Below are 24794 nucleotides of genomic sequence, written 5' to 3'. Positions count from 1 at the left end.
CTGCCCGATGAAGTTCACAGACGGCTACTGGCTGATGCGTCCGGGCTGCACCGCCCGCTATGCCACCGAGGTCGCCGACATCCGCGCCGATGACCACCGGATGACGCTGTACGCCCCCGTTAAACACGTGAGCCGACGCGGGCAGACCCTCAACAGCCCGCTGCTGACGGTGGAGTGCTGGTCCCCGGCCGAGGGAATCATCGGCGTGCGGACCACCCACCATGCCGGATCGGTGCGCCGGGGACCGGAGTTCGCGTTGCCCGGCGCCGGTGCGGACGCAGGCAAGGTACGCCGGGACGGAGCGGTGCTGGAGCTGTCCTCCGGCGAACTGACGCTGCGCGTTGATACGGAACAGCCGTGGCTGCTGGAGTTCACCGCCGGCGGACGTGTGCTGACCTCCGTCGGCGAGCGCGGCACCGGTTTCGTCACCGACGCCGAGGGCCGCCACTACATGCTCGGCCAGCTCTCCTTGGACGTCGGAGAGCTGGTCTACGGCCTGGGGGAGCGTTTCACCCCGTTCGTCAAGAACGGGCAGAGCGTGAACATCTGGCAGGCCGACGGCGGCACCAGCAGCGAACAGGCCTACAAAAACATCCCGTTCCATCTGACCAACCGTGGATACGGCGTCTTCGTGAACCATCCCGGCAAGGTCAGCTACGAGGTCGGCTCCGAGTCGGTCGGCCAGGTCCAGTTCAGCGTCGAGGATCAGTCGCTGGAGTACTTCGTCGTCCACGGCCCGACCCCGAAGCAGGTCCTGGACCGATACACCGCGCTCACCGGCCGCCCGGCCCTGCCGCCTGCCTGGGCACTGGGCCTGTGGCTGACCACGTCCTTCACCACCGACTACGACGAGGCCACGGTCGGCCGCTTCATCGACGGCATGGCCGAGCGCGGCATCCCGCTGAGCGTCTTCCACTTCGACTGCTTCTGGATGCGCGCCTACCAGTGGTGCGACTTCGTATGGGACGCAGAGACCTTCCCCGACCCCGTCGGCATGCTGAGCAGGCTCAAGCAGCAGGGGCTGCGGATCTCCGCCTGGATCAACCCGTACATCGCGCAGAAGTCGGCGATGTTCGAGGAGGGCATGCGCGAGGGCCACCTGGTGCGGCGCCCGGACGGCAGCGTGTGGCAGTGGGACCTGTGGCAGCCCGGCATGGCCCTGGTGGACTTCACCAACCCGGCCGCGCGCGACTGGTACACCGGCAAACTGAAGACGCTGCTCGACCAGGGCGTGGACTGCTTCAAGACCGACTTCGGCGAGCGCATCCCCACCGACGTGGTCTGGCACGACGGCTCCGACCCCGAGCGGATGCACAACTACTACACCCACCTCTACAACCAGGCCGTCTTCGAACTGCTGCGCACCGAGCGAGGCGAGGGCGAGGCGCTGCTGTTCGCCCGATCCGCCACGGCGGGCGGCCAGCAGTACCCCGTCCACTGGGGCGGCGACTGCGAGTCCCACTTCAACGCCATGGCCGAGTCGCTGCGCGGCGGGCTCTCCCTCGGCCTGTCCGGCTTCGGTTTCTGGAGCCATGACATCGGCGGCTTCGAGGGCACCCCGACCCCGGCCGTGTTCAAGCGCTGGGTGCAGTTCGGGCTGCTCTCCTCGCACAGCCGCCTGCACGGCAGCAAGTCGTACCGCGTGCCGTGGGACTACGGCGAGGAGGCCGTCGACGTCACCCGCGAGTTCACCCTGCTCAAGCACCGCCTCGCCCCGTACCTCCAGCGCGCCGCGCAGCAGGCGCACACCACCGGTGTCCCGGTGATGCGCGCCATGGTGCTGGAGTTCCCCGACGACCCGGCCGCCGCCACCCTCGACCGGCAGTACATGCTCGGCGACGACCTGCTCGTCGCCCCGGTCTTCACCGACGACGGCACAGTCGAGTACTACGTGCCGGAAGGCACCTGGACCAATGTGCTGACGGGCGCTCAGGTCACCGGTCCGCGCTGGGCTCGTGAGCAGCACGGCTTCCACACCCTGCCGCTGCTGGCCCGCCCGGACTCGGTCATCGCGCTGGCCGCCGACGACCAGCACCCGGTCTCCGCCTGGGCGGACGGCGTCGAACTGCGGGTGCACGCCTTCGCCGACGGCGCCGAGCGCACCGTGGTGATCGCCAGCACCGACGGCCCCGGTGAGACGGCCCGCTTCCACCTGCGCCGCCGGGGCGGCCACCTGCATGTGACCACCGACAGCCCGCACCCGTGGCAGCTGCGGATCGGCGGCCCGAACGCAACCGTGCACACCCGGCCCGCCGGCACCTCGGAGGCCCACCTGCCGTACCCGGCCTGAACCCGACAGCCAGGCGGGGTCCCTGCAGCTGGGACTGTTCTGATGGCCGAGGCCGTGGTGTCCCGGGTCGCGCCGATGTGCTATCCGCGGGGCGAGTTCCGTATGGGTGTGGGGGGGACCGCAAGGGAGGCTTCGCGGCAGCTACTCGCCGTCGGCGGCGCACTGTCCGGCCGTCGTCACCAGCCGTACCTCGGCGAAGATGTCGCGTCCCGCGGACGGAACCGTGGCGACTCTGATGTTCACGGCCGCTGTGGTCAAGCCGTCCGTGGCGAGCTTCACCGACGGCGAGCCGTCGACGGTGACCGATCCGAGCATGGCGGAGAGGTAGGTGTCGCGGTAGTCGTACGCGGTCGAGCCCGATGGCACCGCGACCGCGCAATCCTCTCCGGCCTGCCCCACCGTCCCTCGGCCAAGCCGCTCCGCTGCGGCCACTCCCCCACCCGATCAACGAACCGGGGAGGACAAGACACTTGGAGGTCCGCCGCCGATACGACTCGGCGGAACCCTCCGCGAGTACCAACATGCAGCGCGACCAGCGCGGACAAGATTCTTGGCAGCCACACCGTGCAGACGGTGAACCCGTTCCGAAACGCTACGGGAGGCCGGGGCCAGGGATTGCGCCAACGACAAGGCAGCGCAAAAATGAGCAGGATATTGCATGACCATGCCAGCACCACGGACGTATCCGCTTTCCTTGATCATGGAAAGGGTGCACATTGTCCTCCTCCGTCAGCCGACGGCGGCTGCTGCAGGCGGCCGGGGCCACGGCCGTGGCCTCCGCCGCTGAATCCGTCGTCGGATCCTCGCCCGCCCGAGCGGCAAGCGCCCCTGTCCGGGCCGGGATCGGGGTGTCCGCCTATCCTTTTGAACTCGGTCAGGTCCGGTTGACCGCGAGCCGATGGCTGGACAACGAGAACCGCACGCGGAACTACCTGCGGTTCGTCGATGCCGACCGGTTGCTGTACAACTTCCGGGCCAACCACCGGTTGCCCACCAATGGTGCCGCCTCCAACGGCGGCTGGGACGGGCCGACGTTCCCCTTCCGCACCCACGTGCAGGGGCACTTCCTCACCGCGTGGGCGCAGGTGTATGCCGCGACGGGGGACACCACCTGCCGGGACAAGGCCGCCTACATGGTGACAGAGTTGGCCAAGTGCCAGGCCAACAATGGCGCCGCGGGGTTCAACGGCGGGTACCTGTCCGGCTTCCCCGAGTCCGACTTCAGCGCTCTCGAGGCCGGAACCCTGTCCAACGGCAATGTGCCGTACTACGTCATCCACAAGATCCTGGCCGGTCTGCTGGATGTGTGGCGCCACATGGGCAGCACGCAAGCCCGTGACGTGCTGTTGAGTCTGGCCGGATGGGTCGACTGGCGGACCGGACGGCTGAGCGGCCAGCAGATGCAGTCCACGCTGGGAACCGAGTTCGGTGGCATGAACGCCGTGCTGTCCGACATCTACCTCCAGACCGGCGACTCGCGATGGCTCACCACCGCGCAACGGTTCGACCACGGCGCGGTGTTCGACCCGCTGGCATCCAATCAGGACCGGCTGAACGGGCTGCACGCCAACACCCAGGTGCCCAAGTGGATCGGCGCCGCCCGGGAATACAAGGCCACCGGCACCACCCGCTACCGGGACATCGCCACCAACGCCTGGAACATCTGCGTCAACGCGCACACCTATGTCATCGGCGGCAACAGCCAGGCGGAACACTTCCGCCCCCCGAACGCCATCGCCGCTTACCTGAACCAGGACACGTGCGAAAGCTGCAACACGTACAACATGCTCACGCTCACCCGGGAGCTGTTCACGCTGGACCCGGACCGGGTCGCGTTGTTCGACTACTACGAACGGGCGTGGCTGAACCAGATGATCGGCCAGCAGAACCCGGCCGACAACCACGGCCACGTCACCTACTTCACCCCGCTCAACCCGGGGGGCCGACGTGGGGTGGGTCCGGCGTGGGGCGGTGGCACCTGGAGCACCGACTACGACAGCTTCTGGTGCTGCCAGGGCACGGGCCTGGAGATGCACACCAAGCTGATGGACTCCGTCTACTTCTACAGCGACACCGCGCTGATCGTGAACCTGTTCGTGCCCTCGGTGCTCAACTGGTCACAGCGGGGGATCACGGTCACCCAGACCACGTCGTACCCCGTCAACGACACCACGACCCTCCAGGTCACCGGCAACGTCAGCGGCACCTGGGCCATGCGCATCCGCATCCCGAGCTGGACCACCGGGGCCACCATCAGCGTCAACGGCACGACGCAGAACATCACCACAACGCCCGGCAGCTACGCCACCTTGACCCGTTCCTGGACCTCCGGCGACACGGTCACCGTCCGCCTCCCCATGCGGATCGTCATGCGGGCGGCCAACGACAACGCGAACGTCGCCGCGGTCACCTACGGCCCGGTGGTGCTGTCCGGCAACTACGGCAACACCTCGCTCAACTCCCTGCCGTCGCTGAACACGTCCTCGATCACACGGACCAGCAGCACCTCGCTCGCCTTCACCGCCACCGCCAACGGCTCCACCGTCAACCTGGGCCCGTTCCACGACGCGCACGGCCACAACTACACCGTCTACTGGAACGCCAACGGCCAGGGCGGAGGCAACAATGCCACCGTCCGCCTTGTCAACGTAAGCAGCGACTTCGTGCTGGGCATCCAGGACATGTCCACGGCCGATGGTGGCCGCGCCCTGCAGTGGCACGATTCGGGTACCGCGGATCACAACTGGGAAATGATCGACGAAGGAAACGCGGTCAGGTTCCGCAATGCCAACAGCGGCAAGGTGCTCGGCGTTCAGGACATGTCCACAGCCGACAACGCTCTTGTTCTGCAGTGGTCGGACAACGGCACCGCCGACCACAGGTGGACACTGCTCGATCAGGGAGACGGGACGTACAAAATCCGTAACGTGCACAGCGGCAAGGTGCTCGGCATTCAGAACAACTCCACCGCCGCCGGCGCGTTCGCGGTCCAGGATTCGGATAACGGTACTGCCGACAACCGGTGGCGAATCGTGAGCAACAGCTACTGAACTTTTCAGCTCGGAGACGTCATCAGGTGTGCCCACCCGTTCTCGGTCAGGTTGATGTCGGGCGCGTAGGCGGGAAGCGGAAGACGAACCTGTGGGCACCGGGAATGACCGGCACCCAGGCCCCGCCACCGCTTCCGGTGCCCAGAGCGCGCGCCCCGTTGCGGCGGTGAAGATCAGGACCGCCATCGCAAGGGCCTGTGCGATGACGAAGGTGGCCATCGACCGCATGCGCCCGAAACGCCGTGCGGCCGCGGGGCCGACCACCGCGCCGACGAGGGCCAAGCCACGGTTCGCCGTGCCCGCGAAGTCGCCGGAGACGTCGGCCGCGCCATGCTCCAGCAGTGATGTGGTGCCGGCAGGGGGGCAACGGTCGGGGCGAACCCGTGCTCGTCGCCGTCCGCCGCCAGATCGCGGGGGATGCCCGCGCAGGTGCCCAGATTGGAGCCACGCAGGAGGGTGAGCGCGGTGCCGGTGGCCCGCTGGATGGCGGGCCGCTCCTCGCTGACCGGAGCGCTGTTCCCGACGGCGATGGGCAAGTGCCGCTCGGCACTGATCCGGCCGTCGGGTGCCCTGCCAGACTGCGACTGGTCGTAACAGAAAGCCGTGTGGGTGCCGGGAATCATGTCACCCGGGCTGACCTTGTCGGGCTCGAGCCGATTACCGGACAGATCCATTAACACCGCACATACCCGTCCCGGATCGCTTGCCGGTCACCTGACGATGCAGGTCATGGCCGCCCACAACAGGGGCGAGTGCTCGATCCGGTTGCCGGTGCGCCAGCGGTCCAGCTGCTCCCGCTGCCAGACGCCGAGCCGGTGGACGGGGTCGCGGTGCTCGTGGGCGGCGTCGACGGCGATGATCGCCTCCGACAGCGGGCGTACGGACTCGGCCAGGCCGGCCAGCCGATGGAACGCGAAGCTGGTCGGCAGCGCCCAGCGGGTAGCGGTGACCAGCTCCGCACCGTTATGGATCATCGCCGTCGCCAGGCCGAACGACTCGGCGAACCGCAGATCGCCGCCGCTCTCGCAGGCGATCAGTGCAACGCGCGGCGGCGCGGGCCAGATCCGCACCCCCGGCGCCCCGTCCGCCCGCAGGGGGAGAGTGCCCAGAAGGAGGTCCTTGGCCGACAGCGGCCGATGGGTGCGGACCACCTCGGCCAGGCCGACGGTCCGTGGACCGCAGCACAGATGGAGAGTTATGTCCTCGCTCTGCCCGCCCTCGACCGGCGCACCGCTCACGTGCCCGACGTACATCAGCCTGCGCGGCCCCTTGCGCAGCACGTCACTCAGCCAGTCCCGGTCCAGGTCGGTGCGGCGGAATGCCTCCGTCGGGGTGGCGAGGCGCGGCTCGACGGCGCCTGCGTCGAGACGGCTCTGGACGAGCGACAGCAGCTCCGGGTCCGAGCCGGGCGGTCCCAGAACCGAACCGAGCGGGGAGTCGGCCCGGAATCCGGGCACCCGGGGGTCGAGGATGAGAACGACGGCGTCCGCGTCGGCATCCGGCGCCGAACGCGCGGCGGGACCTGGCGGACGCAACGACACCGGCGTGGTGGTCACGACGTCCGCGAGTTCGATGAGCCGGACGTCGTCGTCGACGGCGAGCAGTTCCCAGGGGACCTGAGCGACCCGGGGCGACGGCTGGATCCGGATCAGCGGGCGGGCGCCGTCCGCCGACACGTGGCGTATCTGCGCCGTCAGCCCCACCGGCCACAGCGCCTCGGCCAGCACGCGCGCGAGGCGGTGCTCGGTCCGGTGATCGGCCATCGCTCCCGAGCGGAACGCGCGCCGCATCCCCTCGCCCGCGCCCGGCAGCGCGGCGGCCAGCGCACGGACCGCCTGGTCGACCTCGTCACTGGGCGCGTGCCCGGTGCCGAACCCCCGGGCCCCGCTCGTCCACGTCCACGTCATGAACAGGTCGCCGGCGTCAGCCAGCCGGACCTGGACCACCGGGCGGATTGTCAGGTCCTCGGCGACCAGAACGGCACCTCTTCCTCGCTCACGATCCGTCGGTGATAGCGGAATTCGGCCGCCGCGATGTACTCCTGCAGCGCGGTGCGGCCGGATTCCGGCGGCATCCGCACCTTGGGCGGCGGCGCGACGCGCAGGCCGACGGAGGCGGCGGCCTCCGCCGCCACACTCCCGAGCATCATCGGGCCGCCGATGTGCCCGTACGCCTTCATGGCCGCGCTCGGGAAGACCGTCGCCGTGTCCTCGGAAGACCCGGAGGCCACCGGGGACAGGGCACGCGGCGCCGACGGCGGCGTACGGTTCAGCGCCAGCGAGGCGCCTGCGCAGCGATGTTCCACCAGTTCGAAGAGCAGTCCCTGATCCTGACGGCGTACGGCGAGGCGGAAGACCAGCCGCATGGCGTCATCCGCCAGTTCCAGCCACTGGCTGCGCGCGTGGGCGGTGACGAAATCGTAGCGTGCCGCTTCCAGGGCCAGTGCGGCGGGCAGAGCGAGGGAGATCGCGGTACTGATGGACGCCTTCTCGTGGTCTCCGTGGTTCATCCGGTTCAGGTTGTCCTCAAGGGTCTCCGCGAGCATCAGGTCCACCTGTGCGCACCGCTCGTACACCCCCCGCGCCTGGTACACATCGCGCGCTCCCTGGGCCAGGCGCTGCATCTCGGTGATGTCGCCACGGTGGTAGGCCTGTTGGGCGGCGAGCAGCACGGTGTCGGCGGCGGCGATCTCGGCACCGAGCCGCTCGAAGCGGGCCAGGCTCGATGTCATCAGGTCGTCCGCGCCGGTGGCCTCGCCACGCAGGCCGGCGAGAAAGGCACGGGCCTGTTCGCAGACCGCCAGGTCGCCGAACTGCCGCTGTCGTTCGAAGATCGCGGACGCCTCGTCGTACAGCCGCTCCGCGCGGTCGAGGTCACCCCGGCGCATCGCGGCGTATGCCCGGTGTGCGATCAACTGCTGCTGTTCACCGACATCGCCCGTAGCCCGGAAGCTGTCCTCCGCGCGGGCGAAGTAGTCCTCGGCGAGGTCGAACCGTCCGGTCGAGGCGCAGATGAGCCCGAGGCTGGTCAGCAGCCGCGGCGCGGTCGCCACAACGGTCGCGGGCGTGGTGGGCAGCATCGCCGAGGCCTGTTCTTCGGCCGCGCCCCACTCTCCCCGTTCCATCAGCAGATGCACCCGGCTCAGGCCGAGTTCGGCGGTGCGCATGCCCTCGGGATCGTCGAACTCAGGCAGCCGGGCCGCCGCCTCGTCGAGACATGCCAGCGACTCGTCCAGACGCCCGGTCCTGCGCAGCAGGTCGGCCTTGCCGAGCAGCGTCTTCAGCAGGACTTCCAGCCACAGTTGCCGACCGAGCGGTCCCATCGGCACGGACTCGATGCCGCGCAGCAGGCCGAGGGCCCGCTCGATGACGGCTGCCGCCCCGGCCAGGTCCGTGGCGGTGAGCTGGACCGTCCCGATGTTGGACAGCAGGTGCGCCCGCAGGAATCGCACGTCGGGAGAGTCCTCGATGGACTCGGCCGCGGTGAGCAACTCCTCGTAGACGGTGCGCGCGGCGGCAAGATCCGGGGTCAGCTGATGGCGCTCGGCCAGGGCGAGGCCGCTGTCGAACGGCTCTCCGTACAGCGGAACCACTGCCTCCTCGTCCGGCATCCGCTAGAAATCCTCACCGGTGGAAGCGGCGGCGATCTCGGCAAGGAACGGCCCCGCGAACGCATCATGCGGCAGAGGCTGTGCCACGGCCGCCAGCCGCCGCCGGACCAGGTCACGGATCGCGTCGCGGTCGGCGCGGCCTTCGACTTCATCAAAGGCGCCGGGGCCCGGGTCGAAGCCGGGCAGCAGGACGCCGACCTCGATACGCGGCGGCATCGCCGCAGCCGGTAGGTCCAGGTCCGCCCGGCCGGTCCACATGTCGTCCCGTCGGGCGAGGGGCACCCGGTTCGCCTGGCCACCGTCCACGCGGACCTCCGCGACGAGGGGCACACCGGCGGCGGGTGCCGCGACGTCCGCGACGACCTCGACCTCGATCTGCCGTCGCGCGCCGAGCGCGCGAGCGGTCCAGGACACCGCGTTCTCGGCCGCGTCGACGAAGCCGGGCGGGTAGCGGCGCCAGTCGTTGGTCCCCGAGCCCCGCGCAATCACCCGGCCGCCCGCGACGATCGGATCGCCCGCCGCGAGGGCGTAGTCGCCGTGCCGTGTGAACAGCGCGCCGAGGTCGACCGGCGTGCCGACCGGACGGCGCTCGTCCAGGGACGACCGGAGGCGACGCAGAGCCTGCCCGTCCAGCCCGGCGCTGTCCGCCGCTTCGTCGATCAGCCGCAGCACGCTCTCCAGGTGGCGCGCCGTATCCGCCGGCTGCGGTGCCGCGCGCCACCACTGGATCAGCGGGTCGAGCGCCGCCTGATGCTCCTGGATCAGTTCGGCCACGCAGTCATCGGGTTGATCGCCGAAGTCGTCGAACAGCTGCTGGCACCGGTGGGTGAGCGCGGCCAGCTCCAGGCCGAGCACGTCCGGTTGGAGCGCCGGGATCCCGTCCATGTGCGACGCCGGCCACCACCGGAACGCCCAGTGCCCGAAGCCGAGCCGGGCGACGCTGCTCGCGAGAGCGGTCATGTCCGCCCTCACCCGTACGCCGACCGGCTCCCCCGCCGCGCAGGCATGCACGGCGGCAGCGGTGCGCTCGCCGTAGACCGCCCACAGCCACTGCTGCGCCCGCCCCGCGTCATGGACCTCCGCCACCGGCAAGCTCGGATCCCCGAGGACGGGCCAGGCCAGAACCGCGCCCGCGACGTCGAGAACGGCCCGGGTGAAAGCGGGGCCGACGGGGTCGGCGGCAACCCGGATCATGCCGTCCTGGGCCCGCGTGACATGGACGTCCATATCGGCCTCCGCCATCACGCGTTCCTCGGCTCGGCCGCTTCCGCGGCGGCCGTCGACAGTGTGCGAAGTGCCGACCGGACCCTGGCGCGGTGGTCCATCATCACTGAGCGGGCGACCCCGTCGAGCACTGCCCAGGCCGACGCGATGTCGTCCAACGGTGCCTCGCGGACATCCCGCCCGTGCAGCCGCACCCAGAGCCGCCGCATGTAGGCGGTCCATGGCGTGCGGAGGTCTTGGGCGAGTGCGTCCAGCACTCCGCCGTCAGGGTCGGGACGGGGAGAAACGGTCATTCTGCGGGCGCGAAGTACCGAAGCCTCCCGTTGCCAGCGGCTGTTGACGGCGTGGTGCGCCGCTGTCCGCCCCAGCATGGATACACCGCTGCCCAGCGGGTCGAGCCCGACCGCGAGCCGGCCGCCGAGGACCACGGCGACGCGCAGGCTCTCGTCGTACAGGCCGAGCGGAGCGCAACTACGGCCGATCTCCCGCCGGACGAGCTCTGGCACCGTCGGCAGTTCCTCGCGCCGGGCCGACGACTGCAGCACGGCGAAGAGCCGCTCGAAGAGCGTGCGGTCGAGCGGCGCAGGAAGCGTGGCGGTCGAGGCGCCCCGGCCGACCTCCGGACGCGGCGGCACCTGCCGCGCGGTCAGCCCCAGATGCGTCGGCAGATCGTCGCGTCCCCAGACACCGCTCGCGTGCGCCCACAGGGCCTGGCCGAGCAGGCTTCCGTATCCCTCCTTGACCATGGACGTGTATTCCGGGGAATTCCTCGCCGGACCCGGCGCGCCACAGGCTTCCAGGACCTCGGCCGCTGACGCGGCTGCCGCAGCCGCGTCAGCGGCCGGGTCCTGCCGGCGGTTCTCCCACGCGGTGGCCAACTCCCCGTCGAGCCGGGAGCGCCGGTCGGCGTCCGCCAGGTGATCCTTCAGCGCTTCCACCGTGCGTCCGCCGGCCGCGCCCGCGACGTCCGCAAGTACGGCCCTGGCCACCGCGTCCGCACCGGCCGAGGGCGCTCCGTGTTCGGTGGCCAGCTCGAAGCAGCGCTGGAAGTAAAGATCCTGGGGGTTGCCCGCCACGATGCCCAGAGCCCGGCGGGTCTTCTTGAGCAGCGTGAACCACTGTGCCGTCGCCTCAAGGCGCGCACCCGACTCCCGGATCAGCGCGTCGAGACGCGCGGCCTCCCGCGATGTGAGGAAATCGGCCGCGAGTTCCGGACGCAGCCCCGGCCTGACGATCAGCGGCAGCACGATCAGCTTGACCGTCCGGGTCAACGGCGCGCCACCGGGGCCGCTCAGCGATTCCAGCCCCGGCCCAAGGGCGCGCCAGGCACTGTCGATGACCATGGCGCGCGGACGGCGCTCGCCGGTCGGCTGGCTCGGGGACGGCATGACACGAGATTACGTCGTCCGGGAACGGGCGGGAAAACCTGGGATCGGTAGGCGCCACCCGGCCGCCTACCGTCCACACCGTCAGGCAGGGCCGACGGCGAGGAGGGGATCCATGGCCAAGACGATCAACCGGGCGATACTGCCCGCGGGACTGTCCGGCGCACTCGGCTGGTACGCCTCGGCTTCACCCAACCGCTGCCGGGCACGCCAGTCCGTGGCTGGACAACATCGGTCCGCACTGTGGACGGTGAGACCTTCGACTCGGTCGCCAAGCAACTGGTCCGCCTTACCGAACTGGCCGCCGCCGTACCCGGTGCCGTTCTGCCGGTGCGGTACCGGACCGGGCGCACCGGACAGGTCGAACTCGACCTCGGCACCGACCGGGACGTGTTTGTCGGCCGTGCACGACGAGGTCCGGGCCCGGCGGGGGCTCAGCAACCGTCGCGATCTCGACATCGCCGCCCCCGGCCTGCGGGCCGCAGCCGCAATCGCCTCCGTCCGCCCGACCGGACGGATCGCCGACGGCAACCCCGAACTGCCGGTCTCGCTCCTCATCAGCCGCACCCGCGGATCGTTGTACGAGGCGTACGAGGTAGCCGTCCAACGGCTCTTCCCCGCCCGCCTGATCGGCTGCCTCCAGGCCAGCCGCGTCGTCGCCGTCTCGTACCTGCCGGACGCCGGGAACAAGGTCGTCCTCCGGCTGCCCGCCAACCCCTGCACCTGAATCACGCCGGACATCAACAGAAGGGAAAACCGTCATGGGAATCTTCAGGAAGCGTCGCAAGAGCCGCGAAGAGCGGGCCGCCGAGATCGTCGGCAAGGTGGCCGACGGCAAAGGTTTCTACGGCCGCACCACGCGCGCGTTCCTCGGCGGCGAGGACTTCGCCAGGGTCCAGCAGTCGATCGGCGCGTACAGCTCGGGCCTCACCGTCCAGCAGTTGCTCGCCATGGGGGCACCGACCATATCCGCCGTCGTGGTATCGATCAGCGACACCGGCAAACTGGTCAACTTCGACCCGATCGTCGACCTGGTCCTCCAGCCGTCCGGAACCACCGACCGGATCGCCCTCCAAAGCATCGTCTCCAAACTGCGGATCCCCCGCACTGGCGACGAGGTGCTGCTGCTCTCCGACCCCGCCCGGCCCGGCGACTACCTCTACGCCGGGGACGGCGTGACACCGTGACGACACCATTACACGAAGCGCCGGCCACCGATTCCGTGCTGCTCACCTTCGACGGCCGGGTGCTGGAGGTGTTCGGCCTCACCGGCACCCACCGCTACCACATCTGGCAGGAACCTCATCTGGAGTTCAGCCACGGCCGACACCCCTGGCTGACGATCGTCCTGGGGCAGGGCGGATGCCACTCCTTTGGCTACGACCCGCACCGGCTCGACGGCCTGCGGGCCCTCGCGGACCGGCTGGCGCGAAGCCGGCCTGAAAGATAGGGATTCGGATGGACGGTCATGAGGTCCTGGGTCTGTGGTGGGTGGTGCCCGCAGGGCTGGCGTTGCTCGGGTACGGGCTCTCGCTCGCCGGGCTGACCCGGGCCCAGCGGGCGGTATGGGTGACGGCGCGGATCGTGCGGGTGGAGCGGCCGGCCCACGGCGACTCCAAGAGGCCCGGGATACCGGTGACGGTCGCTTTCCAGGACCCAGCCACCGGGCAGGAGTTCACCCTGCCGAACGCGGGCAAGCACGGTGACGCGGTCCGCGAAGCCTGGGTGGGCCGGGAGCTTGAGGTGCGCTACCCGCCCGGGCAGCCGCACCGGTTCCGCATCGTGATGGACACCGTGGGCGAGAAGAGCGGACGGAGCGGCCCGAACTGCGCGGTCTTCCTGCTGCTCGTCGGGCTGGTGATCCATGCGACCGTTGCCTGGGGCTACCCGTGGGCGCTGCTCGGCTTCGGCAGCCTGCTGACCGCCCTCGCGGCGGTCAGCCCCGACATCCGCCTGGCTCGCGCCCGCGACGCCCTGCTGGCCTCGGCCCTCGCCGTCCCGGCGCGTGTCGTGGCCGTCACCAAGGACGTCTACACCGACGGGGAGGGCGACGACATCGTCAACCACGCTCCCGTCGTCGCCTTCACCACCCACGAGGGCACCTACGTCACCGCCCTGTGCCTCGACGGCATCGCCGACCCGGGTCTGTCCCTCGACCGCGACCTCACCATCCACTATGCCCCCGCCGACCCGGCTGTCTTCACGCCCGACCTCGCAGCCGACCGCCGCTCCGGCGAGAAGAGCATCGCCTTTATCATCATCCTGCTGCTCACCGGAATAGCGGCGGTCGTGACCGGCGCGGTTACGCTGTGACACCCGGGGGGATGCCGGGGAGACGGTGAGGTTGATCCCCGGGGGTGGACACCGCGTTTCATGCGGTGAGTTGCGGCTTACGTGATGTGATCAGTTGCTGCTCGAAGTCGATTGGTAGAGGTAGCCGAGGGAGGTAGTGACGGCCACGCCCTGCACCAGCGCCGCGCGGGCCCCTGAGCGACTCTGTCGCCCGATTCATGGTGAGGCCCGATTCGATCAGCGCCTGTGGAACTCTGTTGGTCGATGTGATGGTTCGCCTGGAATGACCTTCGGGTGCGGTGGACACTGCTCGTTGTCGGGTCTGTTTCCTGGGGGCGAGGGGGGGGATCATGTCGATGCGTCCGTTGCCTGCGCCTGCGGTGCCTGAGTCCACGGCGAGGGTCGCCCGTGCTGCGTTCCCGCGCGGCTGTCTGGCCATGCGGATCAGGGACGAGTTCGGGGCGGTGTTTGAAAGCGATCGGTTCGTGGCGGCGTTCGCACACCGGGGCGGTCCGTCCGTGTCTCCGGGGATGCTGGCGCTGGTCAGCGTGTTGCAGTACGCAGAGCGGCTGACCGACCGGCAGGCCGCTGATGCGGTACGCGGCCGGATCGACTGGAAATACGCCCTCGGCCTCCAACTGACCGATCCTGGCTTCGATTTCTCGGTGCTCAGCGAGTTCCGCGACCGGCTGATCGCCCACGGCCTGGAACAGCAGATCCTGGACGCCATCCTCGCGCAGTGCAACGAGCGGGGCCTGCTGCGGGCAGGCGGCCGGGCCCATCGTTTGCGTCACTTTAAGGCTCTCCCTGCCCTGAAGCGCCGCCCAGCGCGCTACAGCGCCGTAGCCGTAGCCGTCAAGTGCCATGCCGGAGCGCATCATGCGATCCCAGCTGATGGTCGTTGCGCCCATACAGTGTGGCAAGGCCGATCAAGTGAACGTCATCACGGCGAGCGGCCATCTCGCGGAGCGGCGGGGTGAAGCCGTGCTGGGAGAACAAGGCCAGGGCGGCATCGGCACTGTCATGGCCTTGAGAATCCAGAACGGTGCGGATGCGCTCCAGGCGTTCCAGGTCTTCCACACCACGGCGTCGGACGGTCGCCTTGGCCTCGCCGAGCAGGGAGATGCGCGCCTTTGGGGTGCGCGGCTTGTCGCCAGGGGTGAGGGCGACGACATCGAGTTCATGCTTGGCGCGTCCCTGGGTGTCGTGGATGTCGGTGGTGCCGACCGCTCCGGCGGTGATGCCGGCTTCGTCGGCGGCGTAGAGCCGCACCCAGTCCCGGGCGAGTTCTTCGAAGTGGGGGCCGAGGATTTGGGAGGCGAAGGTGGGGGCAGCCGCTTGCCACACCTGCTGGCCTTCGCGGCGCTCGAGCAGGTCGGGGTAGGGGACGGTGATCAGCTGGTTGAAGCGGATGATCGGGTCGGCCACGGTGATGGTGGGCTTGCGCTGGCGCAGCAGGTCGTCCTCGCGGCGCAGGTAACCGGATGAGAGGAGGACGTCGAGGATGTGGGCGAGGGCGGTGCGTTCACGTCCGATGAGTCCGCCGATCTTGCTGGGAGTGGTGGCTCCGGCCGCGACGGCGGAGAGGACCTCGTAGTAGACGACGCGGTTGGTGATCCGCGGGTCCTCGCGGAGCAGGTACTCCGTCTCGTTGCGGGTGAACAGGCCGAGGTCGATGTCGAACAGGTTGTCCACGACCCAGTCGCCGAAACCGTCGACACCGGTCGGCGGATCGTCTTGAACCAACTGCCGGTAGCCCGGGGCCCCGCCGAGGACCGCGTGCAGTTGGAAGGCCAGCTGCGGGTCGTCAATGCCCCACAGCGCGGCGGCCTGCCGGTAGCTGAAGGGGCCCAGCCGCATGTCCAGTACGGCACGGCCGCGCAGCGGTTTGGTGCCCGAGAGCAGCTCGTGCATCACCGACATCGCCGACCCGCACAGAATGAGGCGTCCACCGGGGGCCCTGTCGGACTGCGAGCTGTCGTACAGGTGCTGGAGCAGCGAGGGCAGCTGCGGGCTGTGGGTGAGCAGGTACGGGAATTCATCGATCACGAGCAGCGGGGCGCCGCCGGCTTCGGCGCGCCGGGCCACCACCTGAAGCGCTGTGGTGAGGATCTGCTCCCAGTCATCGAGTCGGACGGCGCCCTCGGGCAGGCCGGCGTGCCGCGCGATGGCGGCGCAGAAGCGGTGCTGCGCCGCGCGCGTTCCCTCTTCCTGGACCGCCGTGATGTACAGGCCACCCGCCACATCACACAGGGCACGCAGCAGGAAGGACTTGCCGTGACGGCGGCGCCCGGAGACCAGCCCGATGCGCAGCGGCTGCCCTCCCCTCTCAAGGAAACGCACCAGCGCCGCCCACTGCGCGTCGCGGTCGAGCACATGCCCTGGTTTCTCCATGCTCGACTCCAGATAGGCCTACACGAACCCTACGGAATCAGTATAGCCCGACTTATACAAAACTCGATGAGGCGTGGCTATACCCGCCCGGACGCCGCTGCACCTGCACTTTGCCCTTGCCGGAAACCTCATCCGTGCAGGTCACGCCGTATTCCGGTACTCGTGGAGGATGCCGCCGCGAGTCGGCCTGCGTGGTCACCGTGAGCTCCGTGCCAGGGCGTGGCGCGCGATGCTCGCGGCGAACAGCGGTGTTTCCCGCCGGTTGTGATCACCGGAGGCGGCCTGCCGTGCGGCCGCGGCCTCCTCGAAGGTGCCACCGTTCTTCTCGTTGAACTCTATGAACTCCTGGGTGGGGTGGCTGGTGACCTGGTTGGTGTAGGTGACGGTGCCGTCGCCGTTGTCCTTGGCCGACAGATCCCAGATCACCTGGACCGTCGTCCAGCCATGCGGGGTGAGCACATCGGAGAGCGACACCATGTGGCAGTGATGCTTCTCGGCGATCTCGGCGACGTAGTGCTGGATCACCAGCCCGGTGCCGATCATCTCCACGTTGATCGACATCGGCCGGCCGTCGTCGGTGGTGGTGTATCCGGCCGCCTTGTGGTCGGGCGGAGCGCAGCGCTGGTATTCCTTGTCCGGAAGGTTCAGCAGCCAGTCGGCGATGTCGATCGCGTCCCAGGGCGCGTCGAGCGGCGCGTGTTCCGTAGAGGTGGAAAGGACCAGATCGGACAGGACCTTCTTTGAATCACTCATTGCTTGCTTCCTTCAGCGAGGGCCACGGCTGGAGCCGGGCCGGCTTGTACAGGGGAAGGCCCACCGGACACTGCCGGTTCGACCGCCCTCGGTAATCCGTCGACCGCCTTGTGGCCTTCGACGGGGTCAGGGCGAGGAGGTGGTGCGGGCCAGCCGTCGCCGCGGGTTCCAGCACCGGGATCACCGGCGCCACGGCGTCGGATACAGCATCTGCTCGCCTTCTCCGGATGCCATCACCCTAGACCGGTGGACCGGAGGCGCATGCCCGCCAGTGCACCGCCGATGTGCACACAGTGCATTGAGCACCGCGCATCCGAAGTTGCAGGTCACGAGTCTGCTGTGCAGGGCGGACGGGGTACTCGCGCCGGTCGTCGGCGGGCGTCCACGGTGAAGACCGTGGCGACGCTCACTCCGGCCGCGATCGACATCCATGTCACGTGCCTGCTGCTGAGTCCGGCCCGGTCAGAGGTGTCCGCAGTCTTCGGACCAACCCCGTCAAGGCGCTTCGACGCCTGTTGCACATCTGTCATGCCTCTACAGTGGAGATAAGTGGCATCGAGGTCAAAGACCAATTTTTGATGCCAGCAATAAATGAGGTTAATGATCGTGGAATTGAGGACCTTGCGGTTCTTCGTTGCCGTGGCTGAGGAGCAGAGCTTCACCCGCGCCGCCGAGCGGCTGTCGGTCGCACAGCCCGCCGTCAGTCACCAGATCCGCTCCCTGGAGAAGGAACTCGGCGAAGCGCTCTTCGAACGCAACGCACGCAGCGTGCGCCTGACCGAGGCGGGCCGGGTACTGCTTCCGATGGCCAGCCAGACTCTCGCCGACGCCGACAGGGTGACCGCCGAGTTCGCCTCCCGCACCGCGCTGGTCACCGGCACGCTGGTCCTGGGCACCGTGGACGGGGTCGAGCACACCCGCCTGCCCGCGCTCCTGGGCGCCTTCCACCGCCAGTACCCAGGCGTCGCCGTACAGCTCGTCGACGGGCGCAGCGCCGAGCTCATCTCGCGCGTCGAGAACGGCGAGCTGGATGCCGCCGTGGTGGCCCTTCCAGAGCGGTCTCTGCCCGAAGGCTTGCGCAGCGTGGTCATGCTCGAAGACGAGATCGTGGCCGTCGTCTCGGCGGACTCCCCGCTGGCAGGTCGGAAAAGCATCCCCATCGAGCTGCTGTCCGGGAAGACCTTGATCAGTTACGGCCAGGACAGCGGACTGCGGCCATGGCTGCAGTCCGCGTTCGATGCCGCCGGCATCGACTTCACCACCCGGTACGCGACCAACGACGGGGCCCTCCACGTCGCCCTGGTGGAGGCGGGTGTCGGCGTCTCGCTGTCGGTGGGTACTGACCGGGCCCTCGCCGGTAATCCCCGAGTCAGTGCCGTCCCGGTCAGTCCCTCCCTCACTTACCGCAAGGCGCTGATCTGGCGGGGCACACCGCAGGCCACCCGGCCGCTGCGGGCCCTCCTCGCCCTTGGTCCCGCAGCGTCCTGACGCTGATGCCCCATCGACGCAGGACGCGACGCAGATGGTGCCAGCCCAGCAGAGCACATAGGTGAAGTCCGCCACCCACGGCCGGTCCGGACCCGCCGCATGGAAGTCGCGGTTACCAGGTCGCCCGCGCGTCGGCCGTCCTTGCCGGGCACGGTGGTGCGGACCTCGGCTCAGCGTCGCGCACCGACCGGGCCGCAGGCGGACGGCGCTTGGCCGCGTAATAGGCCGAAGGGGCGATGGCCAGGGTGCGGCAAATCGGTCCGACACCGAACCGGTCGCGGTGGGCGTCGATGAAGCGGATCAGCGCGGCGGTCGGGGGTCGAGTTCCGCTGCGAAAAAAGCAGCCGCAGCCTTGATGATCTCGTTCACCCGCCGCAACTCGGCGTTCCGCTCCTCCAGTTGCCGGATTCGCTCGGACTCATCACGGCGGCGTCGGGGACGTCGTCTTCGATGAGCCAGGTTTTGTGGGAGTGCCGCAGGCCGTGGAAGGTCAGCCCTTGTTTGATCGGCGTCCATCCCGCTGCGCCGTGCACCGTCGCAGTCACACGGAGTCCCGCCAACTCACACGCTCAGCCTCACGAGGTCACCTTGGTGTCGATCTCGGCGATGAGGGCCTCGATGCGGGTCTTGATCTCGTCGCGGATCGGGCGCACGGCTTCGACGCCCTTGCCGGCCGGGTCTTCGAGCGCCCAGTCGAGGTACTTCTTGCCGGGGAAGATCGGGCAGGCGTCGCCGCAGCCCATGGTGATGACGTAGTCGGACGCCTGCACGGCCTCGGTGGTCAGGATCTTCGGCTTCTGGTCGGTGATGTCGATGCCGACCTCCTTCATCGCCTCGACGGCGGCTGGGTTGACCTGGTCGGCCGGGACGGAGCCGGCGGAGCGGACCTCGACCCGGTCGCCCGCGAGGTGGGAGAGGAATCCGGCGGCCATCTGCGAACGGCCGGCGTTGTGGACGCAGACGAACAGCACGGAGGCGAGCGGAGCGGAGGACATGCGTTCTTCCTTCACGAGGTGGGGTCGTGCGGGGGTCAGGTGCTCGGCAGGCCGGCGAGCAGGTCGGTGATGCGGGTGTTGATCTCGTTGCGGATGGCTCGTACGACCTCGAGCGGAGCACCGTCGGGGTCCGGGACGGGCCAGTCCAGGTACTGGCGGCCGGGCATGACGGGGCAGGCGTCGCCGCAGCCCATGGTGATGACGATGTCGGCGGCCTGGACGAGCTCGTCGGTCAGCGGCTTGGGGAATGCGGCGGCCACATCGGCGCCCGCCTCGGTCAGGGCCTGCGCGATGTACGGCTCGATCTCGGGCCCTGGGTGGGTGCCAGCGGAGGAGACCGTGACCCGGCCGCCCGCCCGGTGCTCCAGCAGTGCGGCGGCGATCTGGGAGCGGCCGGCGTTGTGGCTGCACACGAACAGCACCCTCGGCAGCCCAGAGCCCGGCGCGCTCTGGATGTGGGTGAGGGCGTCGAGGCGCTCGGCGGTCAGACGCTCGGCCAGCACGACCAGGTGTGTGGTGACGGAGGCGGCCTCGGCCAGGCGCCAGTAGGAGTCGGCGAGCAGGCCCTGCACGGTCTCGGCCGAGAATCGACCGGCATGCCGGGTGGCGAGCCGGGCGGCGCCGGCGGCCAGGCGCTCGTCGGGTAGGACGGGTGGTGAAGACGGGGCGGACATGGGAAGACCCTTCCGACGGGCCTACAGGTCAGCCCAGACTGGTATCAGTCCGAGGTGATGTGACAATATCAGCCCATGCTGACGTCAGTCGACACTGAACTGATCCGGGTGCTGGCCGACCCGCTCAGGCTCCAGATCGTGACCCTGCTGGCCCGCGAGACGCTGTGCACCACGCACCTGGTGGAGGAGACGGGCGCGAAGCAGACGAACCTGTCCAACCATCTGAAGGTGCTGCGGCAGGCCGGTGTGGTGGAGACCGAGCCGTGCGGCCGGTTCACCTATTACCGGCTCAAGCCCGAGGTCATCGAGACGCTCGCCGGGCAGTTCACCGACCTCGCCGAAACCGCCCGCGCCAACGCCGACACCAAGAGGGCCTGCCCGTGACCCGCACCGAAGCCCCTGCGCCCACCACCGAGGAAGCCTCGGTCGTCGCCAGGCTCTCCACCCTCGACCGCTACCTGGCTGTGTGGATCCTGGCCGCCATGGCCGTCGGCCTCGGGCTTGGCCGGCTGATCCCCGGCCTGAACGACGCCCTGGCGAAGGTCGAGATCGGCGGCGTCTCCCTGCCGATCTCCCTCGGCCTGCTGATCATGATGTACCCGGTGCTGGCCAAGGTCCGCTACGACAAGCTCGACGCCGTCACCGGCGACAAGAGGCTGATGGTCTCCTCGCTGGCCATCAACTGGATCGTCGGCCCGGCCATCATGTTCGCCCTGGCGTGGAGCTTCCTGCCGGACCTGCCCGAGTACCGCACTGGACTGATCATCGTCGGCCTGGCCCGCTGCATCGCCATGGTCATCATCTGGAACGACCTCGCCTGCGGTGACCGCGAGGCCGCCGCCGTCCTCGTGGCGCTGAACTCGGTGTTCCAGGTCCTCGCGTTCGGCCTGCTCGGCTGGTTCTACCTCGACCTGCTGCCCGGCTGGCTCGGCCTCGGTGACGGCGAGAGGCTCGACATCTCCATGTGGAAAATCGCCCTGAACGTCGTCATCTTCCTCGGCATCCCACTGCTCGCCGGGTTCCTCACCCGCCGCGTAGGCGAGCAGAAACTGGGCCGCGAGGCGTACGAGCAGCGCTTCCTGCCGAAGATCGGGCCGTGGGCGCTGTACGGGCTGCTGTTCACGATCGTCATCCTCTTCGCGCTGCAGGGGAAGACGATTACCTCCCAGCCGCTGGACGTGGCCCGGATTGCGCTGCCGCTGCTCGTCTACTTCGCCCTCATGTGGTTCGGCACCTTCGCCCTCGGTAAGGCGATCGGCCTGGCCTACGACCGCACCGCGACCCTCGCGTTCACCGCGGCCGGCAACAACTTCGAGCTCGCGATCGCGGTCGCGATCGCCACCTTCGGCGTCACCTCCGGCCAGGCCCTGTCCGGCGTCGTCGGCCCGCTCATCGAGGTCCCCGTCCTTGTCGCGCTGGTCTACGTCTCTCTGGCCTGGCGGCGGAAGTTCGCCGCCGCGCAGCCGGGTTCATGACCCAGAGCGTGGATGTGGTGGTGGTCGGCGGCGGCCAAGCGGGGCTCGCCGCCGGCTACCACCTGCGCCGCCAGGGCCTCGACTTCACCGTCCTCGACGCCGGGACGGCGCCGGGTGGGGCCTGGCAGCACATGTGGGAGTCACTGCACCTGTTCTCCCCGGCCGCCTACTCCTCTCTCCCCGGGCGGCTCATGCCCGCCCAGCCCGGCCAGACCTATCCCGATGCCAGGCATGTGGTGGACTACCTCGCCGACTACGAGAAGCGCTACGGCCTGCCCGTTCAGCACGGCATCCGTGTCGACGCCGTACGCCGCGACGGTGACCGGCTCCGGGTCGAGGCTGACTGCGGCGCCTGGCGGGCACGGGCGGTGGTCAGTGCGACCGGCACTTGGTCGCGGCCCTTCATCCCCGCCGTCCCCGGCCGTGGCATCTTCGCCGGGCGGCAGATACACACCGTGAACTACCGCCATCCGGCCGACTTCCCCGGGCAGCGCGTCATCGTGGTCGGCGGCGGGAACTCCGGCGCGCAGATCGCCGCCGACCTCGCCCTGGACGGCGACGTCGAGGTGGCGTGGGTGACGCGGCGCCCGCCGCGCTTCCTGGCCGACGACATCGACGGCCGCGTCCTGTTCGACGTCGCCACCGCCCGCCGCCGCGCCCTCGACGCAGGCCGCAGCGACACCGGCGGGGTCGCCTCACTCGGCGACATCGTCGCCGTGCCGCCCGTACGCGCCGCCCGCGACGCCGGGCTCCTGACGGCGAAGCCGATGTTCTCCCGGCTCACCGCTGACGGCGCCCGGTGGGCCGACGGCAGCCGCGTCGGGGCGGACACGATCCTCTGGTGCACCGGCTTCCGTCCGGCCCTGGCCCACCTCGCCCCGCTGAACCTGCGCGGCCCGCGCGGGCACATCGCCACCGACGGCACGCGCACCCTCGACGAGCCACGCCTGCACCTGCTCGGCTACGGCGACTGGACCGGCCCCGCCTCCGCCACCCTCATCGGCGTCGGCCGTCCGGCCCGAGACGCGGCCCGGGAGATCGCGGGCCTGCTGTGACGCCACACCATCGGTGAGGGAAGCGGTGGAGCAGCGCGGACTACGTGATGGCGGGGCTACGGCGCTCGACGAGGACGACGTCGCGCCAGACGCCGTGGTGGCAACCGATCCTCTCCCGGGTCCCGATGACGCGGAATCCCACGCGCTGGTGAACGGCGAGGCTGGCGGTGTTCTCCGGGAAGATCCCGGACTGGATGGTCCAGATCCCGGCCTGCTCGGTGGAGTCGATCAGCGCCTTGAGCAGGGCGGAGGCGATGCCGCGGCCCCGGGCTGAGGGGTGGACGTAGACGGAGTGCTCCACCACGCCCGCATACGCGCACCGGTCGGAGACCTTGGTCGCGGCGACCCAGCCGAGCACCACTCCGGCCTCGTCCAGCGCGGCGAAGCGGTGCTCGGCCAGCTTCGCGGTGTCGAACGCCTCCCAGGTCGGCGCGCTGGTCTCGAAGGTGGCGTTGCCCTCGTCGATGCCCGCCTGGTAGATCGCGATGACCTGCTCGGAGTGCTCCGCTGCCAGCGGCACGATCACCGCGCTCAACGCTTCGCTCCTCAACTGCGGCCCCTTTTTCTACGTTCTCCGTCAGGCTGCGGCCGGCAGTGCCAGCAGCTTGCCCATCGCCGCGAGCACGGACGGCTCGACCCGGTAGTAGACCCAGGTGCCGCGCCGCTCGGAGGTGAGCAGCCCGGCCTCCTTGAGCTTCTTCAGGTGGTGGGAGACGGTGGGCTGGGAGACGCCGACATCGGAGATGTCGCACACGCACGCCTCGCCGCCCTCGTGCGAGGCCACGGCGGAGAACAGCCGCAGCCGGACCGGGTCGCCGAGCGCCTTGAACATGCGCGCGGCCGTCTCGGCCTCGGCTGCGGTCATCGGGCGCTCGGTCAGCGGCGGGCAGCACGGCGCCACGGCCTTGCCGTCGGCGGGCTCGAGCAGCGGCAGCACCTTCGCATTCGACATGCGTCTATGTTGACATACATCTAACCAGCCGGCAGAGGGCTGTCACGGGTGCGCGAGGTAGGCGGCCAGGCGCCGGGCGACGCGGGCCGCGTCCCGGCCAACCCCCCGCAGCGAGTTCGACGACAGGCTGCGCTGCCACTCCAGCCCGACGAACGCCAGACCCGGCACACCCGTGGCGATGCCCTCGCGGTGGCACGGATGCCCCGCGGCGTCGAAGGCGCCGTCGAGGCCGGCGAGGTAGGGCAGGTCCGGACGGTAGCCGGTGGCCAGCAAGATCGTGTCCACTCCTTCCCGCGTCCCGTCCGGCCACAGGAGCTTCGCGCCGTCGACGGCCGTGAACAGCGGCCGCCGGTCAGGTGTTCCGGCGCTGAGCGCGGCGCGGTAGCGGCCATCGTCGATAACCAGCTGTGTCGGTGGCGTGCGCACCAGCCGGCCCAGCGGCGCGGTGTCCACTGCGGTGTGCTTCAGCCAGAAGTGCAGGTCGCTGCCAAGGATGCGCTGGCGGGCGAACTTGACCGGGTTCCGGCTCGCGAGCGTGACCGTTGCGGAGCGGGCGAGTTCGGCAGCGATCTGCACCGCGGAATTGCCCGCCCCGACGACCACGATGCGCTGCCCGGCGAACGGCTTGGGATTGCGGTAGTCCGCCGTGTGCAGCAGCGTGCCGGAAAAGCCGTCCAGACCGGGCATTGCCGGGCGGTGCGGCCGCCCGAAGGTGCCGGATGCCGCGACCACGGCGCGCGCCGAGAGCCGGCCGCCCCCGTGAAGCTCCACCTCGTACTCCGCCCCGGCCCCGCCCTGGCGTACGGCTGTGACCCGCTGCCCGGTACGGATCCCGGCACCCAGCCAGTCGGCGTAGGCGGTGAGGTAGGCGACGACCTCGTCGCGGTGCGGATAGCGGTCCGGGTCGGCGCCAGGGAACGGCATACCGGGCAGGGAGCTGTACCGGGCGGGCGAGAAGAGGGCGAGGCTGTCGTAGTAGCGCGGCCATGATCCGGCCGCCTTCTCGGATGCCTCCAGGACGACCGGCCGCAGACCCTGCTCCAGCAACGCATGGGCTGTGGCCAGCCCGGACTGCCCCGCCCCGATGACGACCACGTCGGCGTGCTCCATGAACGGACCCCCGCTGAATTCGATAAATGTCTATGTTGACGCTTATC

Annotated in this window: 23 protein-coding genes, 2 pseudogenes and 1 other annotated feature; of the genes and pseudogenes, 12 read left to right on the top strand and 13 right to left on the bottom strand. The window is 69.7% G+C overall.

Annotation, left to right across the window (positions count from 1 at the left end):
- The first annotated feature begins 7 nt into the window (after positions 1-7).
- Positions 8-2290, top strand: coding sequence for an alpha-xylosidase (gene yicI, locus ACH4U7_RS35450; RefSeq protein ID WP_398531881.1), 2283 nt, complete (start codon positions 8-10; stop codon positions 2288-2290).
- 141 nt (positions 2291-2431) lie between these two features.
- On the opposite strand, the gene ACH4U7_RS35445 is transcribed toward yicI, so the two are convergent.
- Complete coding sequence (locus ACH4U7_RS35445; protein WP_398531880.1) at positions 2432-2656, bottom strand: hypothetical protein; 225 nt, start codon at positions 2654-2656, stop codon at positions 2432-2434.
- A gap of 350 nt (positions 2657-3006) precedes the next feature.
- On the opposite strand from ACH4U7_RS35445, the gene ACH4U7_RS35440 reads away from it, so the two are divergent.
- Together ACH4U7_RS35440 and ACH4U7_RS35435 are read left to right on the top strand one after the other, a co-directional pair.
- Positions 3007-5340 (top strand): beta-L-arabinofuranosidase domain-containing protein, encoded by a 2334-nt coding sequence (locus ACH4U7_RS35440; RefSeq protein ID WP_398531879.1) that lies wholly within the window; start codon positions 3007-3009, stop codon positions 5338-5340.
- 438 nt (positions 5341-5778) lie between these two features.
- On the top strand, positions 5779-5934 hold the full coding sequence (locus ACH4U7_RS35435) for a hypothetical protein (protein ID WP_398531878.1): 156 nt from the start codon (positions 5779-5781) through the stop codon (positions 5932-5934).
- Between the two features lie 116 nt (positions 5935-6050).
- Here ACH4U7_RS35435 and ACH4U7_RS35430 read toward each other — a convergent pair whose 3' ends face one another.
- From ACH4U7_RS35430 to ACH4U7_RS35415, 4 genes are read right to left on the bottom strand one after another with little or no spacing between them, the layout of a single operon-like run.
- Positions 6051-7286, bottom strand: coding sequence for a CHAT domain-containing protein (locus ACH4U7_RS35430; protein ID WP_398531877.1), 1236 nt, complete (start codon positions 7284-7286; stop codon positions 6051-6053).
- Positions 7287-7297: 11 nt separating this feature from the next.
- Complete coding sequence (locus ACH4U7_RS35425) at positions 7298-8950, bottom strand: hypothetical protein (RefSeq protein WP_398531876.1); 1653 nt, start codon at positions 8948-8950, stop codon at positions 7298-7300.
- 3 nt (positions 8951-8953) lie between these two features.
- Complete coding sequence (locus ACH4U7_RS35420) at positions 8954-10192, bottom strand: hypothetical protein (protein WP_398531875.1); 1239 nt, start codon at positions 10190-10192, stop codon at positions 8954-8956.
- Positions 10192-11562: a hypothetical protein gene (locus tag ACH4U7_RS35415; protein WP_398531874.1), complete on the bottom strand. Its 1371-nt coding sequence runs from the start codon at positions 11560-11562 to the stop codon at positions 10192-10194. Before ACH4U7_RS35415 ends, ACH4U7_RS35420 begins: the two co-directional genes overlap by 1 nt.
- A gap of 400 nt (positions 11563-11962) precedes the next feature.
- Between ACH4U7_RS35415 and ACH4U7_RS35410 the strand changes: the two genes are divergently transcribed.
- From ACH4U7_RS35410 to ACH4U7_RS35390, 5 genes and pseudogenes are all read left to right on the top strand, one after another.
- Positions 11963-12286, top strand: coding sequence for a hypothetical protein (locus tag ACH4U7_RS35410; RefSeq protein WP_398531873.1), 324 nt, complete (start codon positions 11963-11965; stop codon positions 12284-12286).
- A gap of 34 nt (positions 12287-12320) precedes the next feature.
- Positions 12321-12746 (top strand): hypothetical protein, encoded by a 426-nt coding sequence (locus ACH4U7_RS35405; RefSeq protein WP_398531872.1) that lies wholly within the window; start codon positions 12321-12323, stop codon positions 12744-12746.
- Complete coding sequence (locus tag ACH4U7_RS35400) at positions 12743-13009, top strand: hypothetical protein (RefSeq protein WP_398531871.1); 267 nt, start codon at positions 12743-12745, stop codon at positions 13007-13009. The genes ACH4U7_RS35405 and ACH4U7_RS35400 overlap by 4 nt, the downstream gene beginning before the upstream one ends.
- Positions 13010-13017: 8 nt before the next feature.
- Complete coding sequence (locus ACH4U7_RS35395) at positions 13018-13872, top strand: DUF3592 domain-containing protein (RefSeq protein WP_398531870.1); 855 nt, start codon at positions 13018-13020, stop codon at positions 13870-13872.
- A gap of 329 nt (positions 13873-14201) precedes the next feature.
- A pseudogene (locus tag ACH4U7_RS35390) lies at positions 14202-14567 on the top strand (transposase); the annotation flags it as partial.
- Positions 14568-14706: 139 nt separating this feature from the next.
- On the opposite strand, the gene ACH4U7_RS35385 reads toward ACH4U7_RS35390, so the two are convergent.
- A complete protein-coding gene (locus tag ACH4U7_RS35385; RefSeq protein WP_398531869.1) occupies positions 14707-16245 on the bottom strand; it encodes an ATP-binding protein in 1539 nt (512 codons plus the stop codon).
- A gap of 195 nt (positions 16246-16440) precedes the next feature.
- Positions 16441-16998: a hypothetical protein gene (locus ACH4U7_RS35380; protein ID WP_398531868.1), complete on the bottom strand. Its 558-nt coding sequence runs from the start codon at positions 16996-16998 to the stop codon at positions 16441-16443.
- A 606-nt stretch (positions 16999-17604) separates the two neighbouring features.
- Between ACH4U7_RS35380 and ACH4U7_RS35375 the strand changes: the two genes are divergently transcribed.
- Complete coding sequence (locus tag ACH4U7_RS35375) at positions 17605-18486, top strand: LysR family transcriptional regulator (protein WP_398531867.1); 882 nt, start codon at positions 17605-17607, stop codon at positions 18484-18486.
- Between the two features lie 190 nt (positions 18487-18676).
- On the opposite strand, the pseudogene ACH4U7_RS35370 reads toward ACH4U7_RS35375, so the two are convergent.
- The 3 genes and pseudogenes from ACH4U7_RS35370 to ACH4U7_RS35360 form a co-directional block, all read right to left on the bottom strand.
- Positions 18677-18879: pseudogene (locus ACH4U7_RS35370) on the bottom strand (IS3 family transposase); the annotation flags it as partial.
- Positions 18716-18829 (bottom strand) — a sequence feature (AL1L pseudoknot). Its footprint overlaps the pseudogene before it by 114 nt.
- A 182-nt stretch (positions 18880-19061) precedes the next feature.
- On the bottom strand, positions 19062-19481 hold the full coding sequence (locus ACH4U7_RS35365) for an arsenate reductase ArsC (protein ID WP_398531866.1): 420 nt from the start codon (positions 19479-19481) through the stop codon (positions 19062-19064).
- A 35-nt stretch (positions 19482-19516) separates the two neighbouring features.
- On the bottom strand, positions 19517-20155 hold the full coding sequence (locus tag ACH4U7_RS35360) for an arsenate reductase ArsC (protein ID WP_398531865.1): 639 nt from the start codon (positions 20153-20155) through the stop codon (positions 19517-19519).
- Between the two features lie 75 nt (positions 20156-20230).
- On the opposite strand from ACH4U7_RS35360, the gene ACH4U7_RS35355 reads away from it, so the two are divergent.
- The 3 genes from ACH4U7_RS35355 to ACH4U7_RS35345 are packed head-to-tail and all read left to right on the top strand — an operon-like array spanning position 20231 to position 22685.
- Positions 20231-20539 carry an ArsR/SmtB family transcription factor gene (locus ACH4U7_RS35355; protein ID WP_398531864.1) on the top strand — a complete coding sequence of 103 codons (309 nt, stop codon included), beginning with the start codon at positions 20231-20233 and terminating at the stop codon, positions 20537-20539.
- Positions 20536-21630, top strand: a complete 1095-nt coding sequence (gene arsB, locus ACH4U7_RS35350; protein WP_398531863.1) for an ACR3 family arsenite efflux transporter — start codon at positions 20536-20538, stop codon at positions 21628-21630. The genes ACH4U7_RS35355 and arsB overlap by 4 nt, the downstream gene beginning before the upstream one ends.
- Positions 21627-22685, top strand: coding sequence for an ArsO family NAD(P)H-dependent flavin-containing monooxygenase (locus ACH4U7_RS35345; RefSeq protein WP_398531862.1), 1059 nt, complete (start codon positions 21627-21629; stop codon positions 22683-22685). The genes arsB and ACH4U7_RS35345 overlap by 4 nt, the downstream gene beginning before the upstream one ends.
- 40 nt (positions 22686-22725) lie before the next feature.
- Here the strand turns inward: ACH4U7_RS35345 and ACH4U7_RS35340 are convergent, their stop codons facing one another.
- The 3 genes from ACH4U7_RS35340 to ACH4U7_RS35330 are packed head-to-tail and all read right to left on the bottom strand — an operon-like array spanning position 22726 to position 24747.
- Positions 22726-23211 carry a GNAT family N-acetyltransferase gene (locus ACH4U7_RS35340; RefSeq protein WP_398531920.1) on the bottom strand — a complete coding sequence of 162 codons (486 nt, stop codon included), beginning with the start codon at positions 23209-23211 and terminating at the stop codon, positions 22726-22728.
- A 51-nt stretch (positions 23212-23262) separates the two neighbouring features.
- Entirely contained in the window at positions 23263-23637 is a 375-nt protein-coding gene (locus ACH4U7_RS35335) for an ArsR/SmtB family transcription factor (RefSeq protein ID WP_398531861.1), read from the bottom strand.
- Positions 23638-23679: 42 nt separating this feature from the next.
- Positions 23680-24747 (bottom strand): flavin-containing monooxygenase, encoded by a 1068-nt coding sequence (locus tag ACH4U7_RS35330; protein ID WP_398531860.1) that lies wholly within the window; start codon positions 24745-24747, stop codon positions 23680-23682.
- Positions 24748-24794 lie beyond the last annotated feature (47 nt).

Origin of the sequence: Streptomyces sp. NPDC020845 (assembly GCF_044334165.1) — a bacterium.
Lineage (GTDB): Bacteria > Actinomycetota > Actinomycetes > Streptomycetales > Streptomycetaceae > Streptomyces.
This window is presented reverse-complemented; position numbering and strand designations above follow the sequence as displayed.

Excerpts from the sequence above, each read along its gene's own strand:
- ACH4U7_RS35425 (WP_398531876.1), bottom strand. The coding sequence starts at position 8,950 with ATGCCGGACGAGGAGGCAGTGGTTCCGCTGTACGGAGAGCCGTTCGAC.
- yicI (WP_398531881.1), top strand. The coding sequence starts at position 8 with ATGAAGTTCACAGACGGCTACTGGCTGATGCGTCCGGGCTGCACCGCC.
- ACH4U7_RS35335 (WP_398531861.1), bottom strand. The coding sequence starts at position 23,637 with ATGTCGAATGCGAAGGTGCTGCCGCTGCTCGAGCCCGCCGACGGCAAG.
- ACH4U7_RS35395 (WP_398531870.1), top strand. The coding sequence starts at position 13,018 with ATGGACGGTCATGAGGTCCTGGGTCTGTGGTGGGTGGTGCCCGCAGGG.
- ACH4U7_RS35420 (WP_398531875.1), bottom strand. The coding sequence starts at position 10,192 with ATGGCGGAGGCCGATATGGACGTCCATGTCACGCGGGCCCAGGACGGC.
- ACH4U7_RS35345 (WP_398531862.1), top strand. The coding sequence starts at position 21,627 with ATGACCCAGAGCGTGGATGTGGTGGTGGTCGGCGGCGGCCAAGCGGGG.
- ACH4U7_RS35405 (WP_398531872.1), top strand. The coding sequence starts at position 12,321 with ATGGGAATCTTCAGGAAGCGTCGCAAGAGCCGCGAAGAGCGGGCCGCC.
- ACH4U7_RS35415 (WP_398531874.1), bottom strand. The coding sequence starts at position 11,562 with ATGCCGTCCCCGAGCCAGCCGACCGGCGAGCGCCGTCCGCGCGCCATG.
- ACH4U7_RS35365 (WP_398531866.1), bottom strand. The coding sequence starts at position 19,481 with ATGTCCTCCGCTCCGCTCGCCTCCGTGCTGTTCGTCTGCGTCCACAAC.
- ACH4U7_RS35385 (WP_398531869.1), bottom strand. The coding sequence starts at position 16,245 with ATGGAGAAACCAGGGCATGTGCTCGACCGCGACGCGCAGTGGGCGGCG.
- ACH4U7_RS35355 (WP_398531864.1), top strand. The coding sequence starts at position 20,231 with ATGCTGACGTCAGTCGACACTGAACTGATCCGGGTGCTGGCCGACCCG.
- ACH4U7_RS35360 (WP_398531865.1), bottom strand. The coding sequence starts at position 20,155 with ATGTCCGCCCCGTCTTCACCACCCGTCCTACCCGACGAGCGCCTGGCC.
- ACH4U7_RS35330 (WP_398531860.1), bottom strand. The coding sequence starts at position 24,747 with ATGGAGCACGCCGACGTGGTCGTCATCGGGGCGGGGCAGTCCGGGCTG.
- ACH4U7_RS35380 (WP_398531868.1), bottom strand. The coding sequence starts at position 16,998 with ATGAGTGATTCAAAGAAGGTCCTGTCCGATCTGGTCCTTTCCACCTCT.